Below are 16,718 nucleotides of genomic sequence, written 5' to 3' on the forward strand. Positions count from 1 at the left end.
CATCCATGAACAAGTATTTCGTAACAGGCGGATATGGGCTCGTGGGATCGGCGGTTTGCCGGCAACTCGAGATGGCGGGTGCGTCGTTTGTCGCGCCGCGTCGCGCGGATCTGAACCTGCTCGATCGCGAGGCGGTCGAGGGCTTCATCGCCGACGAACGGCCGACTCACCTGATTCATCTGGCCTCGCAGGTTTTCGGACTGCAAGGCAACTTGCGCAATCAGCTTTCGTCGCTGTCGCTGAATACGCGGATCAACGAAAACCTGCTGACGGGGCTTGCGGGCAGTTCCGTCAAGAAGGTGTTCTTCGCAGGCACCGTCGCTTCGTATCCGTTCCCCTATATCAGTCTTCCGCTGCGCGAAGAGGACATGTTCAAGGGGTTGCCGCATTTCGGCGAATACGGCTACGCGAACTCGAAGATTCACGCGTTCCACTATCTGGAATTGCTGAAGAAGTACAACGACATCGACTACGTGTACGGTGTTTTCACCAACATGTACGGGCCGAACGACCGGTTCGACGTGGAAAACGGTCATGTAGTGCCGTCGCTGATTCGCAAGGCCGAGCAGGCGATGGCAAACGGCACGTCGCTGGAAGTCTGGGGGCGACCGGATACGACGCGTGATTTCATGTACGTCGACGATGCCGCGCGCGCGGCGATTCACCTGCTCGATCGTGCTTCCGGTGTGGTTAATATCGCATCGGGGATCGAAAGCTCGATGGGAGATCTTGCCGACGCGGTGTGCACGGCGGCAGGCATTTCGGCGCCGATCAAGTGGCTGTCCGACAAGCCTGTCGGGATTCCGCGTCGTTCGGTCGACGTCGCGCGGCTTGCCGACACGGGTTTTACCGCGCACACGAGCCTGAAGGACGGTGTCGGCAAGACCTATAGCTGGTTCAAGGAAAACCTCGCATCGGCGCGACTGACGTAAACGCGCCTGGGTCGGATGAGGCCGCAGTGGACGATTGCTCGTCCATTGCCTGATGAACGCGCGCCCCGGGGCGCGCGTTCATCTTATCCGGCTGGCTGATCCATTGAATGCTTGTTTGATTGACGGAACATGGACGTATTGGGCAACGAGGGGCTGGCAGGCGCATGGCGGAAGATGCGTCTTTGCGTGTATGAATCGGTGCACCGGTCTCTTCTGCGATGGCTGGATCGCTGGTGGGTCCCTGGCGGCGCCGTGACGATGCGTCGCGCAATCGCCGAATCAAACGCCCGTCCTCAAGCCCAGGCGCAGTGGCCCGCGCAGCGCAATCTTTTCATTGATGTCTCGATCATTGCGGTCAACGACGCAGGAACCGGTATTCAGCGCGTCGTCCGCTCCATCGCGCAGTGCCTGCTGGCGAATCCGCCGGCAGGCATGACGGTCCATCTCGTGCGGGCCACGCGCAAGCAACCCTATCGATATGCGACGCAATACCAGGCGCGCCTGACCGGGCAGGACGGGGCGGGCGATGAGCGCCTGCTCGAAGTGCGGCGTGGCGATGTGTTTCTGGGTCTCGACCTGGCAAGCCGCCCGCTGGTCATGAGGCAAAAGGAGTTGCGTCGCTGGCGCGAAGTCGGGGCGAGTTGCGCTTTCGTTGTGTACGATCTGCTGCCTGCCGCGCATCCCGAATGGTTTACGCCCGTCGCATCGAAATCCTATCGCCGATGGCTGGACCTCCTGGTGATGCATGCCGATGCGCTGTTCTGCATTTCGAAGTCGGTTGCCGGAGAAGTCGATACCTGGCTGCAGGACAAATTTGGTCTCGAGCACAACGAAATTCGCGTCGACTGGTTTCATCTCGGCGCGGATTTCAACGCGAGCGAACCGGCCGCGATCGGCGAACCACAGTCCGCCGGCGCGCTCGCTGCAGTGCGCGCGTCGCGGCTCGTGCTGATGGTCGGCACCGTCGAGCCGCGCAAGGGACACGCCGAGATGCTGACTGCGTTCGAATCAGCATGGCGCGATGGTATAAACGTCACGCTGGTGATCGTCGGCAAGGCCGGGTGGCGAGTCGATGCGCTGGTCGAGCGGCTCAAGAATCTGCAGGGCGCCACCGATAATCTCGTCTGGCTCACGGATGCGAGCGACGGTGACCTGACGGCGCTGTACGAACGCGCGGACGGATTGATCATGGCGTCGGAGGCCGAGGGATTCGGCCTGCCGATCATCGAGGCAGCGCTGCGCGACATCCCGTTGTTCCTGCGAGACATACCCGTGTTCAGGGAGGTCGCGCACGAGCACGCCACCTACTTCCGCGGGGACTCTCCGGCCGAGGTTGCGGCGAGCCTCGAGCGCTGGCTACGGGATCTCGAGTGCGATCGCGCCGTCGGAAGCGGGAACATGGTGACGCTGACCTGGGAGCAGAGCGCGCATCGGCTGGGCAAGCTGGTTGAGGCGCTCGCGTAGTTTCCGGGCGCACAGGAATCGAGGTCGGGCCGGCGGCGTCGCGGGCACGAACAGGAATGTTGGGGCAGGGAAACGAAGATGACCTGTCTAATGGAAATTGGGGAGTGATCGAATGGATAGTTCTTATCTGGTAAGTAATTTCCGGGCAGTCGACAACGATGGCGAGTCACGAAAGAGATCTGCGCTGGAATATGCTTACCAAGTGAGCGGACTCATTTGCACGTTCGATCAATTTCTGAGCAAGAATTCCGAGTTCGTCAAGAACTATGTGTTTGGCGGTGAGGCCGACGACTACTATTTCACGTCGATGCTGGCCACGTTCGAGCAGCATGAAACCGATCTCGATGCATTCTTTGCGGCCGTACTCAACAAGATCGTCCTGCAACTCGAGTTCCAGACCCGGCACTTCACGTCCGGCTATGGCCCCGAGCTGTTCGTCTGCGACGCGCCCAAGAGCCACTTTCGCGTTGCGGTAGCCAACGCCAGCACGACGGCCGGCCTGCTGTTCGGCGACCCGGCCCAGCAGGTGCTGCCGGAGTGGGCCGGCAATCTCCCGCATATCGAATACAACTTCCACAACATTCATTGCCGTCAGCTCCACGACCTGGGCCAGTTCGTCGAATCCATTCGTCGCAAGGTCGGCGCGCTGGCGCTGTCGTTGCCGGCCGACGTCGATCAGTTGAAGATCGCCGAACGATATGCGGCGCTGGCCGGTTGGGTCGACGAGAACACGACCTACGTGTTCTGCGGCAAGAAATCCGTTCTGCAGAACGTCAAGCGGAAGCTGGAAGAGAAGTATCCGCACGCTGTCGTGCAGAGTCGCGAATACACGTTGAACTCGTCGGCGGCCCGCGAGGAAAAGGCGATCGTCCTGGTGGACGGATTGAGTGGCCTGCCCGACATCGAGATCGATTGCTTCGACATTCTCGACTGCAGCTTCACGACGGCGGCAGCCAGCAGCAACGCCGATTTCCGCAATCTCAGTTTTGCCGAGACAGAATTCTTCAAGCCCGTCGAACCCAGGAAGGTCATCAGTTTCGCGCCGGTTTCAACGGAAAATACGTTGAAGATGACATCGGAGATCCAGTTCTTCAACGATGTCGTGACGATCAAGAACGGCTCGATCGCGGCCCAGCGCGGTACGGTCGATTCGACCTACCTGCATTTTGCCGAGAGCGGCGAAATTGCAATGGATGCCGGCAACGAAATCGCCCGCACGGAGATGACCGAGCTTTACAGAAGCGGTGTCAACGTCGACGGCATCGTTACCGCGAAGCTGCGGCAGGCGCGCATCCTGAACGTCACGGGTCCGGCCATGCCGCTGGCGTTTACGCCTGACGTGCATACGTTCTTTTCCCATTTCATTCTCCAGTGCTTTCCCCGGATCCTGATCCTGAGGGAGCTCGGCATTCCGCACGCGAAGATCATCGTTCCGCACAACCTGCGTGCGAAGCAACTGGCGATGCTGCGACTCGCGGGTATTGCCGACGATCAGATCGTGAAGATGCCTCCCGGCGTGATCGTCAAGGCCGACGAGCTGATCGTGCCGCGTGCCTGGCCGCTGGCAATGTCCTCGTTCACGATTCGCATCTACGAAGAGCTGCTGGGGCGCGTCGTGAAAACGAAGCGGCGCCCGATCAAGAACTTGTTGATCAGCCGCGAAAGCCGCCGGACCTGGCGAAACATGGTCAATTACGATTCCGTGCGGAAAATTCTGGTCGACCGATACCGTTTCGAGGAGGTCAAGCCGGAGAAGCTGACGATCGAGGAAGAAATCGATCTGTTCAATCAGTCGAAAGTGCTGATCGGCGCGGAGGGGGCGGGGATGTACGCGTCCTGCTTCTCTCAGGAAAATTCGCACGTCGTCAGTATCTGCGACGAAGACTACATGATGCCGATCCTCGGCACCATCGGACGCCTGCGCGGGTTCAATCTCTACCACGTCTTTGGCGAAAGCTTCCGGTCCGCACGTGATGTCGATCGACGCTTGCCGTATGGTCATTGTGATTTTGCAGTCAACCCCCTCGATGTGGCGGGGTTGGTGGAACAGTTGATCTGAATTCTGCATTGAACTGTTTTGGATAACTGCCAGGTAAATACCGTGAATATGAGTAATTCTGAAAAACGTGCCGATGCTCCCTCACGACCGGATCGTGTCATCTTCGTCGGAGAGGTGCAGGCACTTGGCATGTATCGCCACTTTCAGCAGGTTTTCGAGAAGAGCAGGTCGGAAGCGTCGGACGTTCATTTCGTCGACACGAACGACGACGGCTGCCTGGGTTCGGTGAAGGCGCTGGTCGGCTCCGGCGCGCGGGTCGTGCTGCAGATCAATCCGAATCGCCGGGCTGTCTGCGCCGATATCGCGAATTTCCTCGAAGAGCACGGCACCTCGTTCGTCAAGGTGCCGATGCTGCTGTGTTCCGGCCTGTGGCCGTACGACACCTTCGACAGCGCATTGCTGCAATCCGGCTCGTCAATTGCCGGCACGCGCGGCGATTCGAAGCTCAAGGCCCTGGTGCAATCCGACGATGTGACCGAGGAAGAGGTCTTCGAGTACATCGGCGGCGAAGGTTTGAACGAGTCCGAGGTCGAGGCGGCATTCGAAGCGGACAAGGAGCAATGGAGCGTATTGCAGAGTGAGTGCGGATGGAATTTCCGCGACTACCTGGTCAGCAATTTCTCCAACAAGAAATTGTTTAATTCGCATACGCTTCCGTCGAACGCATCGTTCGGCTTGCTGATTCAGAAGATCGAGAGTTTTCTCGAGTTGAATGCCGCCGAGCGCACGGAATCGGAGCGGCTGATGTCGCTTGCCGAAATCCTGCAGCCGGATACGCCGATTCATCCGAGAATCGCAAAGGTCCTGAATCTTGCCTGGCTTCCGGCCGGCAAGAAGTTCGATATCTACGGACGCAAGATCGACTATCAGCGCTGGGTCACGGAGTATGCGAAGTTCTATGCGCCGATGCTCGAATTTCCCCGGAGCCGGTTCACCGAGCGGCCGCATGGCGTACCGAAAGCGACGGGCGACGGCGGTGCGCGGCATGGCGCTGCGAGGGCTTCCGTTGCCCAGGGGGCGTCGCATCAGGAGCCGCATTCGGCGAGCACCCTGCTCGGGCGAATGGACAAGCTTTTCGTGCTGTGCGTGATCGTGCCGTTCGTCGTGTCGGCCCTGTACTTTGGCTTGATGGCATCGGACATCTACGTATCGCAGTCGTCCTTCATCATCCGTACGCCCAGCAAGAGCAACCAGTCCGGCGGTTTCGTGGGCCAGTTGCTGCAGACCACGGGCATTTCCCGCGCGTCGGATGACACCTATGCCGTCAACAACTACCTGACGTCACGCGACGCACTGGCTTCGCTGAATGGGGGGGCGCGTTACGAGACCGCCTATAGTGGCGGGAAGGCCGACATCTTCAGCCGATTCGGCCTGTTGCCGCAGCGGCGCACGTTCGAAGACCTGTTCAAGTATTTCCAGGATCACGCCAACGTTCAGTTCGATTCGGATACCGGTATTTCCACGCTCGAGATTCATGCGTTCTCGGCGCCGGAGGCCAAGAACCTGAACGAGCATCTGCTTGAGCTCGGCGAGCAGCGCATCAACCAGATGAACGATCGGGCGCAGCAGGATCTCGTCACTTACGCGCAGCGCGAGGTGGTGCTGGCGGAAACGAATCTCAAGCAGGCGGCGACCGCGCTCTCGCAATATCGTGAGAAGCAGGCCGTGTTCGATCCGAATCTGCAGTCGTCGTTGATCCTGCAGAGCGTGACCAAACTCCAGAGCGAACTGGTGGCCAGCAAGATTCAGCTGGCGCAGTTGAAGGCGGTGTCGCCGAGCAACCCGCAAATCGGTGCACTGGAGGTGAAGATCAAGTCGCTGCAGGACCAGGTGGATGCCGCGTCGAAGAATGTGACCAACGGGCAGTCGTCACTGGCATACAAGAGCCCGGCCTATGAACGGCTGGAACTCGACAAGCAGTTTGCCGACAAGCAACTGGCGGCCGCGGTCATGTCGCTCGAGACGGCGCGTAGCGATGCGCAGCGCCAGCATCTGTATCTCGAGCGCATTTCGCAGCCGAACGAACCGGACAAGCCGCTGTTGCCGCGCCGCCTTAGAACCGTGCTGGCGATTCTCGCGATCGGATTCATCGTCTGGTGCACGCTGAAGCTGCTCATTGCCAGCATCAAAGAGCATCGCGACTGAGGTGGCTTAAATTGAATATCCATTTTCGAGAGCTGACCGGCTCGTTGAAAATTCAGGGGCGCGTCCTGTACGCGCTCCTGATGCGGGAGATCATTACCCGCTACGGACGACACAACATCGGTTTTGCATGGCTGTTTGCCGAGCCGATGCTGTTCTCGATCGGTGTGGTGATTCTGTGGAACGTCGCGCACAACGAGGGAACCAGTCACCACATCAGTGCGATCGCCTATTCGTTGACCGGTTATTCGACGATCCTGGTGTGGCGAAATACGATCGGCCGATGCGTGATGGCTGTCGAGCCGAACGCGTCGCTCCTGTATCACCGCAATGTGCGGGTCATCGACTTCTTCCTGGCTCGAATCATTCTCGAGCTGCTGGGTACGACGTTGTCGATGCTGATCCTGTTCCTCTTCTTCATGGTGATCGGACTCATCCCGTTCCCGTACGACGTGATGAGCATGATCATCGGGTGGGTCTTGCTGTGCTGGTACGCGGGCGCCATGGGCCTGCTGATAGGCGCGCTGGTGGAGTTCAGCGAGGTGGTCGAGCGACTGTGGCACCCGATTGCCTATTTTCAGCTGCCGGTATCCGGTGCGCTCGTGATGGCCGCGTGGCTGCCGGTGTCGGCCAGAAACATCGTGCTGATGTTTCCGGTCGCCAACTGCGTCGAGCTGTTTCGCTATGGATACTACGGGAACGAAGTCCGGACCTATTACGACACCTCGTATGTCGTTCTGTGCAACCTGGTCCTGACTTGCCTTGGTTTGTTTGTCGTTTCTGCGGCGTCTCGCCGAGTGGAGCCTGAATGATTGAGCTCGATGACGTCAGGAAATACTATTCGACCCGGAACGGACAGCGGCTGGTGCTCGATGGTGTGAATTTGACCATCAATCCCGGCGAGCGGATCGGCATCCTGGGCAGGAACGGCGCGGGCAAGTCGACCATCATCCGGCTGATCAGTGGCTCCGAGTTGCCGTCGTCCGGCCGGATTTCCCGAAGTATGAGCGTTTCCTGGCCGCTGGCATTTTCCGGCGGATTCCAGGGTAGCCTGACCGGGCTGGATAATCTGCGGTTCGTGTGCCGGGTATATCAGGCCTCCTTCGAAAACGCGTTGCCGTTCGTCGAGGAATTCTCTGAACTGGGCGAGTATCTGCGTGAGCCGGTGAAGAAGTACTCGAGCGGCATGCGTGCGCGCCTCGCATTTGCCATTTCGATGGCGGTCGAATTCGATTGCTTCCTCATCGATGAAGTGATCGCAGTGGGCGATCGACGATTCCACGAGAAGTGCAAATACGAGTTGTTCGAGAAACGCAAGGACCGAGCAATGATCCTGGTCTCGCACGATGCAATCACGGTGAAGGAGTACTGCGATCGCGCATGCGTGCTCGAAGGCGGCAGGTTGCATCATTTTGACGATGTTGACGATGCGTACGATTTTTACAATCACATCTGACGGCATTCCGGCTGCGCGTGTTCTTGATTGAGCGTCGGCCCGGGCGTGACGAGCGTGCGATGCGGCGTGGGATTGTGCTAGGCACGCCGTTGGCAGCGAGGCAGGAAGGGGACAGGTCTCATGCCTGAGTCTTCCAGGGCGACGAAGACCAGTACAAGGAAAACATGAAAATCAACAGGCGTGAATCAAGCAATCGAGCGGATCGTCTCGCGCTATATACATTGCTTTCGCATTCCTTCGTCAGTGAATCTGAAGGGAAGGAGGCGTGGATCGCGCACGCCAGGAACAATGTGGAGCTCTGCAGGTTTCTCGAGGGTCTGGATCGAAGAAATCTTTACCGCATCATTTTTGACCGTCCTCCCGAGAGTGTGTGGGGAATCGGCTCGGCGGCGGAGTTGAATCGGCAGGCCGACCTGGGGCTGCTTCATGACCTGGTTTTCTCCGAGGAAAACAAGGTCATGGGCGAGATCGTTTTTGCGAAGACGATCGAAAGCGCGGGTATGGATATTTTCATCCATATTCCAAAGACTGCGGGAACGACGGTCAACAATCTTCTCGAGGCCAATGCGACGCTTCTGCGCAATGCCTGCTTCGATATATCGACGCTCGTGGCTTTGTATCGGGAAAGCTCGCAGTCTCGCCGAATTATTTTTTCGGGTCACAGGACGCTGGAATTTTACGATCGATCCATCAATTTGAGTGATATCGGGGTGATTTTCACGTCTATCCGCGACCCGATCGACATAGCGATCTCGTATTTCAATTTCGCCTTTACGATGGTGCGCAACAATGATGAAGCATGGGGTGCGCAATGGCGGCCGTTCGTCGACGAGTGGCAGAGTTCTGGTGCCGGTCCTAGCGACTGGTTTGTGAATTACTGCGGGTCAGAATTTTTCCGGCGCAACGTTTCGAATATATATTTCGATTATCTTGGCGAACCCGGTAATTCTCCGGATGATGCGCGAGCGATCATCGATAACATGCTCCGGTTTGGCGTGTTCGCTGTCAGGTCGGATCGGGTGAATGATTTCGTGACCGATTCCGAGGGTGGTGAAAGGCTGGAAAAAAATAAATCCGATGCGGTCGTTACGCGCGATACGTTGAGCTTCGACATCCTTCTTCATTTGCGTCGGCTCATGCCGACCAACATGGAGTTCTACGCGTTGCTGGACAACTTCTCCACATGGAGAAAATCCGGGTACGTCGATTTCAGAGCAGTTTGATGGTCTTGCGCTGAGTGTCGTTTCGGGGTGCCGGCCGTGTCGCGTCGTTTCCCGGCCGATGTCCGGAAGCGGCATCGACCGGCCGGTGTCCTGTCCATCAGATCCGGCCGCTCATTGCGGCCACCAGGTCCAGTCAGGGCGAGATGAATAGTTGATTCGCAACGTATCGCCCGGTGCGATCGGAAAGGGCGCTTCAGGTGCCGAATTGAAAAGCGGATGGCCGTTCAGGTCGATCGACGAGATCTTCCCGCCCTGAATCGATACGAGCGCGCGTGATCCCAGCGGGTTCTTGAATTCCTTGCCGGACACCGGAAATTGCGGAGAAACCGTAGCCCGGTTTCCGCTAAAACCTGGACTGTCAGTGATCTGGTTGTTGCTTGCACCGGCATTCGACACGCCGTTGGTGGGCGACTGATTGCCGTTCAGGTCCACGGCGGTGACCGTCACGTTTCTGGACGCAGGCGAGATCGCGATGCCTTGAGCCTGGTTTCCGGTGCCCCGGCCATAAGCATCGCCACCGACGCGTCCACCGGATATGCGAACGCCAGCGGCATGCTGGCCGATGTCGATACCGTTGCCTTCGCCGACCTTCAGGAAACTGTTGCCGAATACGTTGGGCGAAGGGATGTTGATGTTCTGGCCGCCGGCCAGATTGATTCCGTGTCGACGCCATCCGCTCACTTGCGCCGGGGACAAGGTGGCATTGATGACGGTCTGCGGATAAGCGCCTCCCCGGTTGGTGCCATCGATGACAATGCCGTCGACGCCGGAGCCCGACTGGCCCTTGATCGTCGAGTAAATCGACAACTGGCCGATGTATTGGGAGCCGTTGCCCGATGGTCCGCCGACCCACACCCCGGCGCGACCGGCCCCGTCGATGTATCCGCCCGGCGCCAGCGTGGGCTCCAGGATCAGCTTGTTGTCGGCACGCTGTTCGATGTGCACGTTGTCGACCGTTGATTGCCCGATGTAGTAGGTGCCGTCGAGTGTGACGTGTTCCCCGGCAAAGATCGAAATGCCGTATTGCCAGCCCTTCAATAGCGGTCCATTGATGTATGGGCTTGAGATTTCGACTTCGGTCGGTAATTCGACAGCGCCGGTTGATGCTTTGTATCCGGATGCGGCGCTCAGCGGAAGCAACGAAATGGCCGTGTGTGAGTTGTGCGTCGGGCCGGCTTGCGGGTCATAGTTTCCGGGGGCAACGATTTGATCCAGTTTTATACCCTGTCCGCCATACAGGAATATTCCGTATGCGCCATTTGTAAATGACGCGCGAATCGTGGACTGGATTGGGGACAGCAGGACCACGTGCGGCTTCGTCTTGACGACGGCATTGGTGTGGAAAAAGCCGATGTCGATGATGTCGTTGCCGATCAGGGCAGTGACCGGGCTCGAGCCGACAACGATATCGACGATGTCCGAATCGGTTGCGATGACGGTCCCGGATTTGCCGGCGCCGCGTAGCCTGATGTGGGAGCGGGTTTCCCGCAGGGTCGACTTGATGAGGTACACACCGGATGGCAGATCGCAGGTGCCGCCGCGTCGCTTGCTGGATTGGTAATCGATGCAGGCCTGGATGGCTTTCGATACGTCGACGCTGGCGGTACCGGCTTTGACATCGGCGATTTGTGCCGGCGACATGAAGTCGAACACGTTGTCGCTATCGGATAGTTTGTCGGCGATCGAGCGGGGAACGCTTCCGGCGGCCGGTAACTGAAATACCCGAGCCGAATCGAAATGGGCGGTATTCGAGCCATTTTCAGCACGGGGAGCGAGATCGTCCGCGTATGACGGCACCAAACAGCTGCCGCCTGCAAGACCGAATCCCAGAAACCACGCGATTGCGGTTTTTCGGTGGTATTTCCGGATTTCAAATGCGTGGTTTCTTTCTCCATTCCGAATAGTGCGTCTCGTTGCTACCCGGGGAGGTCGGAGTGCCCGGACGAATATCGTTTCTATAATAATCGGCGTCGACAGTGCGGCCTTTATCGAGTTTTTACTTGACGCGACAGCAGTACATCGATATCGTTTGTTCCCTGTTTTCATGGCGTCCTTTCAATTCCTGCCCAGTCGCAGTGGAGTGTCGGCGGCTGCTTGCAGTCACGGGTGTGTTGGCGGTTGCCGTGATGCATATGACCGCTGCTTGCCCACGGGCGTTCTACCGGATCGACGCTCGCATGCCATATCGGCGGGAGTCATTTCCGCGAACTGCCGGTGGGTTTGTCACATTCGGAGTGATATATTTGTCGGCCGTCGTCGGGAGGCGGTGGCACGGTCTGGCACTGTAGTGCGCGCACGGCCAGGATCAACAAGAGCAGGCCATTTTTTCGAATAAGTCCGCGTTACCCATACCATGCCTCGCTCATTTCTTGTGCTGCAAGGCACGGCGTCGTCTTTCTTTGTCCGGCTTTCCGACGCGCTTCGCGCGCGTGGTCACGTCGTTCACCGAATCAATTTCTGCGGGGGAGACTGGTTCTACGACGGACGCGGCCCAAGCGTGAACTACAGCGGCAAGTCGTCGGATCTGCCTGCCTGGTACGCCGATTTCGTGCGTCGCGAGTGCATCACGGACGTCATCATGTTTGGCGATTGCAGGGAGATCAACCGGCACATGCATCCGATATCCGAGTCGCTCGGGTTGCGCGTGCATGTGTTCGAGGAGGGGTATGTTCGCCCTCACTGGATCACGCTCGAACGCCACGGTGTCAATGGCCGCTCGCTGATGCCGACGGATCCGGCCGAATATCTGCGTCAGCGGGATATCGTCCCGTCCGCCGAACCCGGCCAGCCGACCGGCTATAACCTCTATGAACGCGTCTTTCACGACATCACGTATCGCGTGGCCAACGCGCTGCTTGCGTGGCGCTTTCCCCGCTATCGCAGCCACCGGCCGCGCAACGGGGTCGTCGAATACGCAGGACTTGCGTTCCGCGCGCTGTTGCAGGGCCGCCATCACCGTCAGGCCGAAGCCGTCACGCGCGAATTGCTCGACGCTGGCCGGCCCTATTACCTGTTTCCGCTTCAGCTCAACTCCGATGCGCAGATTGTCGTGCATTCGCCCTTCGGCGGGGTACGCGATGCGATTGACCATGTCGTGCGTTCGTTTGCCCGGCACGCGCCGCAGGACGCGATACTGCTGATCAAGAACCACCCGCTCGACACCGGCATGATCGAATATCATCGCTTCGCGATGTCGATCGCGCGCGAGGCGGGTATCGGCGACCGGCTTCGCTTCATCAACTCGGGCCACTTGCCCACGCTGCTCGAGCATGCGCGCGGCGTGGTCGTGGTGAACAGCACGGTCGGCCTGTCGGCGCTGCACCATGAGCGCCCGCTAGTGGCGCTCGGGACCGCCATCTATAATATGCCCGGCTTGACTTGGCAGGGAAAACTCGACGATTTCTGGCATGGCGGCGAGCTGCCGGACATGCACCTCTATCACGCCTTCCTGGACTACGTGATGCATCACACGCAAATCAACGGCGACTTCTACACCCGAACCGGTATCGAGATGGCGGTTACGGGGGCGGTCGAGCGCCTGGATCGCGCGGATGCCTGATCAACTGCCGCGGTGCATCGTCATCACCGGCGCGAGTGCCGGCCTCGGCCGTGCGCTTGCGCTCGCCTATGCGAGACCGGATGCGATGCTCGGCCTTGTCGGTCGCAATCTCGCCGAGGTCGAGAAAACGGCCGCGGTCTGCCGAGCGCGGGGTGCCATCGTCGACACGGGCGCGATCGACGTGCGTGACGCTGCGTCGACTGCCGCATGGCTCGCCGAATTCGACACCCGCCACCCGATCGACCTGCTGATCGCGAACGCCGGCGTGGCGAGTACGATCGCCGACGCGAGCGACTGGGAAGACCTCGAGCGCACGGCTCGCGTCATCGACACGAATCTCTACGGTGCATTGCACACGGTCCTGCCGGTCGTCGACCGGATGCGCGCGCGCAGGCGCGGCCGGATCGCGATGGTCAGTTCGATCGCCGCGCTGCGCGGCATGGCGATCTCGCCAGCCTATTGCGCGAGCAAGGCCGCGATCAAGGCCTATGGCGATTCCGTGCGCCCGCTGCTGGCGCGCGACGGGGTGGGCGTCACGGTCATTCTGCCCGGCTTCGTGAAGACGGCGATGAGCGACGTGTTTCCCGGCGACAAGCCGTTCCTCTGGAGTGCCGAGCGCTCGGCCACTTACATCCGCCGGGGGCTCGATGCGGGCCGAAGCGAGATCGCATTTCCGGGATTGCTCGCGTTCGGCATGCGCCTCCTGCCGCTCCTGCCCGCCGCACTCGCCGACGCAATCCTCGACCGTCTGTCCTATCTGCCGTCGAAGGACCGGGTCAATTGAGCGCGCGTCTTGCCGTGACGCTGGCGGCCACCGTTGCGCTGTCGTTCGCGGTCGATGCGATCGCCGTCCCGCGAGCGCCGCTGCGGCGGCCGCTGCTGTCGTCAGTGCTTCACATTCTTTCCGTAGTCTTCCTGTTCGACTTGGTGTTCGCCGTCACGTTGCGGCCGCTATTTTCGGCCTGCGCGGCGCTTGCGCTCGTCGGTCTTGTCGCTGCAGTCAGCAATGCGAAGTACGAGTCGCTGCGCGAGCCGTTTGTATTTACCGATCTGAGCCTTTTCAGCCAGTTGTTTTCGCATCCTCGTCTTTACTTGCCGTTCCTGAGTATCGGCAAGGTCGTCGCGATCGGTGCCGGCATCGTGCTGGTAATCGCGGGCTTCGTCGTCGAGCGGCCCGTGTTGCCCGGTTCCCGCGCGCTGGCATGGTTCGTGGCGGTGCTGCCGTTCATGCTCGCGGTGCCCGTGGCTACCCGCGTGCCGCTCACGCTCGATCCCGATGCCGACCAGCGTCGGCATGGTTTTTTTGCCGTATTCATTGGCTATCTGCTCAACGGTCTGCGTCCTGCCACGTTTCGCCAGTTTCGTGAGGTCATGGCGGCCGGGCCGTTTGCAACCGGCAAGCCGGCGCGACGCCCCGACGTGATCCTGATCCAGAGCGAATCGTTCTTCGATGCGCGCCGACTGGGTGACGAGATCGAGCCGACACTCTTCAGGCGCTTCGACGACGCGCGTCGCGAGGCGGTCTGGCATGGCGAGATGACCGTGCCGGCCTGGGGGGCAAACACGATGCGAACGGAATTTGCGGTGCTGACCGGCATGGAATCCTTTTCGCTCGGGTATGCGCGTTTTTATCCTTACGCGTTCGTAAGAAACAAAATCGCGTCACTCGCTTCATGGTTCGGCCGTTGCGGTTACGATACAGTCGCGATTCATCCCTATTACGCCGATTTCTTCGGACGTCACCGGGTATTTCCGTTGCTCGGCTTTTCGCGCTTTCTCGATATCCGTCATTTTGCGTCGGCGTCCCGTGCGGGGCCGTACGTGGCGGACGCCGCCGTGTCCGACGCGATCGTCGCGGAACTCGAGGCGGCGAGCGGCGACCGCCCGCGCTTCGTTTTTGCAATGACGATGGAAAATCACGGCCCGCTGCATCTTGAGCAGGTTTTGCCTGGTGAATCGTCTTCACGGCATACTCTTGGCGAGGGCGCATCCTGGCGCGATCTGACCGCCTATCTGCGACACATTGAAAATGCAGACGCAATGATCGGGCGCTTGCTCGATTATTTGCGCACCAGCGATCGTGAAACGGTCGTTTGCTTTTACGGCGATCACGTTCCCGCTCTGCCTGACGTTTTCCAAAAGCTGGGCGTTACCCCGCAACGCAGCGATTACTTTATTTGGAGAAATTACGGCACAGTGACGGCGCAATGTCGGAATTTGGCTGCCGAGGAGTTAGGCGCGGCACTGCTGCGCGTGGTTCAAGAGGACGGAAATCGTGCGGAAGGGCCGCGCGCATCCGAGAAAGCGACATAAAAGATGAACAGTAAGATTGCAATAGTTGGGATAGCTTGTCGGTTTCCCGGGAGCGCGAACAATCTCGGCGACTTCTGGCAACTGCTGCGCGACGAACGCGACGCAGTGACCGAAATCCCCGCCGACCGCTTCGGCACCGACTTCTACCAGCACCCGTCCAAGCGCGAACCGGGCAAGAGCTATACGTTCTCGGCCGGCGTCCTCGACAACGTCGCCGGCTTCGACGCAGCGTTCTTCGGCATTTCCCCGCGTGAAGCGGCCCAGATGGACCCCCAGCAGCGCCTGCTGCTCGAACTCGCATGGGAAGCATTCGAGGACGCGGGCGTTCGCCCGGCCGACATGCGCGGCAGCAACTGCGGTGTCTTCGTCGGTGCCGCGAGCATGGATTACGGCAACCGCAACATGGACGATCTGAACGTGATCGATCCGTATTCGGCAACCGGCAACACCCTGAGCATCGCATCGAACCGCGTGTCCTACCTGTTCGACCTGCGCGGTCCGAGCATGTCGGTCGACACGGCCTGCTCGTCGTCGCTCGTCGCGCTCCACCAGGCCGTCAAGGCGCTGCAGTCCGGCGAAGCCGACGTGGCGCTCGCAGGCGGCGTCAACCTGCTGCTGCATCCGTTCGGTTTCGTCAGCTTCTCCAAGGCGTCGATGCTGTCGCCGCGCGGCCGTTGCCGCGCGTTCGATGCGACCGGCGACGGCTATGTTCGCTCGGAAGGCGGCGCGTTCGTGCTGCTCAAGCCGCTCGATCGCGCGCTCGCCGACGGCGATACGATCCATGCGGTGATCGCCGGCTCAGGCGTGAACTCGGTCGGCCACTCGCCGGGCGGCATCAGCGTGCCGGGCGCGGCCGCCCAGGCGTCGCTGCTGCGCAGCGTGTACGCGCGCGCGGGCATCGATCCGCAGTCGCTCGCGTACCTCGAGGCGCACGGCACCGGCACGGCGGTCGGCGATCCGATCGAGGCGCGCGCGCTGATCGACGTCGTGTCGGGCGAACGCCCGGCGGATCGTCCGCTGCTGATCGGTTCGGTCAAGACCAACATCGGCCATCTCGAGACGGCATCCGGCATGGCCGGGCTGCTGAAGGCGGTGCTGTGCCTGAAGCATCGCGCGGTACCTCGCTCGCTGCACTTCGTCACGCCCAATCCCGGGATCGATTTCGACGGCGGGCGTCTGCGCGTCGTCGATCGCTACATGCCGCTCGACGCGGGCGACGCGCCGCTGACGGTCGGTGTCAACTCGTTCGGCTTCGGCGGAACGAACGCACACGTCGTGCTGACCGAGGCGCCGGCTTCAAATGAGGCGTCGTCGGCCGCACCCGAGCCGACTCACGCGCAGCTGTCTCCACTCGTCCTGACCGCGCGTAACGCGAACGCGCTCGGCGCGCTCGCGGGCCGCTATCTGGCGACGCTCGACAACGGCGGCGACTGGCAGGCGCTTGCCGCCGCGGCCGCACGTCGCCGTCAATGGCTCGAACATCGCGCGATCGTCGCGCCCGCCGCCCGACCCGACGAGCGCCGTGTACGGCAAGGGGTGGCTCTCGTGGAGACGTTCCGGAGGGTCGCTT

Annotated in this window: 12 protein-coding genes; 11 read left to right on the top strand and 1 reads right to left on the bottom strand. The window is 60.3% G+C overall.

Annotation, left to right across the window (positions count from 1 at the left end; genetic code table 11):
* The first annotated feature begins 5 nt into the window (after positions 1-5).
* The 7 genes from G3O06_RS22185 (at position 6) to G3O06_RS22215 (ending at position 9,276) form a co-directional block, all read left to right on the top strand.
* Positions 6-932, top strand: a complete 927-nt coding sequence (locus tag G3O06_RS22185; protein WP_174913323.1) for an NAD-dependent epimerase/dehydratase family protein — start codon at positions 6-8, stop codon at positions 930-932.
* Positions 933-1,061: 129 nt separating this feature from the next.
* Entirely contained in the window at positions 1,062-2,396 is a 1,335-nt protein-coding gene (locus tag G3O06_RS22190; RefSeq protein ID WP_241020187.1) for a glycosyltransferase family 1 protein, read from the top strand.
* A 112-nt stretch (positions 2,397-2,508) separates the two neighbouring features.
* A complete protein-coding gene (locus G3O06_RS22195; RefSeq protein WP_205817519.1) occupies positions 2,509-4,455 on the top strand; it encodes a glycosyltransferase family 61 protein in 1,947 nt (648 codons plus the stop codon).
* Between the two features lie 18 nt (positions 4,456-4,473).
* The gene (locus G3O06_RS22200) at positions 4,474-6,600 is read left to right on the top strand and encodes a hypothetical protein (RefSeq protein ID WP_205817520.1); all 2,127 of its coding nucleotides are present in this window, start codon (positions 4,474-4,476) and stop codon (positions 6,598-6,600) included.
* An 11-nt stretch (positions 6,601-6,611) separates the two neighbouring features.
* Entirely contained in the window at positions 6,612-7,409 is a 798-nt protein-coding gene (locus tag G3O06_RS22205; protein ID WP_241020188.1) for an ABC transporter permease, read from the top strand.
* Positions 7,406-8,053: an ABC transporter ATP-binding protein gene (locus tag G3O06_RS22210; protein ID WP_174913314.1), complete on the top strand. Its 648-nt coding sequence runs from the start codon at positions 7,406-7,408 to the stop codon at positions 8,051-8,053. The genes G3O06_RS22205 and G3O06_RS22210 overlap by 4 nt, the downstream gene beginning before the upstream one ends.
* Before the next feature lie 164 nt (positions 8,054-8,217).
* Positions 8,218-9,276 (top strand): sulfotransferase family 2 domain-containing protein, encoded by a 1,059-nt coding sequence (locus tag G3O06_RS22215; RefSeq protein ID WP_174913311.1) that lies wholly within the window; start codon positions 8,218-8,220, stop codon positions 9,274-9,276.
* A 111-nt stretch (positions 9,277-9,387) separates the two neighbouring features.
* Here G3O06_RS22215 and G3O06_RS22220 read toward each other — a convergent pair whose 3' ends face one another.
* Complete coding sequence (locus G3O06_RS22220) at positions 9,388-11,322, bottom strand: glycosyl hydrolase family 28-related protein (protein ID WP_205817521.1); 1,935 nt, start codon at positions 11,320-11,322, stop codon at positions 9,388-9,390.
* A gap of 307 nt (positions 11,323-11,629) precedes the next feature.
* Here G3O06_RS22220 and G3O06_RS22225 point away from each other — a divergent pair, with 307 nt between their 5' ends.
* The 4 genes from G3O06_RS22225 to G3O06_RS22240 all read left to right on the top strand — a co-directional run.
* A complete protein-coding gene (locus G3O06_RS22225; protein WP_205817522.1) occupies positions 11,630-12,835 on the top strand; it encodes a capsular biosynthesis protein in 1,206 nt (401 codons plus the stop codon).
* A complete protein-coding gene (locus G3O06_RS22230; RefSeq protein WP_174913301.1) occupies positions 12,828-13,619 on the top strand; it encodes an SDR family NAD(P)-dependent oxidoreductase in 792 nt (263 codons plus the stop codon). The genes G3O06_RS22225 and G3O06_RS22230 overlap by 8 nt, the downstream gene beginning before the upstream one ends.
* Positions 13,616-15,148, top strand: coding sequence for an LTA synthase family protein (locus G3O06_RS22235; RefSeq protein ID WP_205817523.1), 1,533 nt, complete (start codon positions 13,616-13,618; stop codon positions 15,146-15,148). Before G3O06_RS22230 ends, G3O06_RS22235 begins: the two co-directional genes overlap by 4 nt.
* 3 nt (positions 15,149-15,151) lie before the next feature.
* Positions 15,152-16,718 (top strand): polyketide synthase (locus tag G3O06_RS22240; RefSeq protein ID WP_241020189.1); only part of this gene is annotated, 1,567 nt, incomplete at its 3' end.

This window comes from Burkholderia sp. Ac-20345 (genome assembly GCF_017104825.1).
GTDB classification, from domain to species: domain Bacteria; phylum Pseudomonadota; class Gammaproteobacteria; order Burkholderiales; family Burkholderiaceae; genus Burkholderia; species Burkholderia lata_B.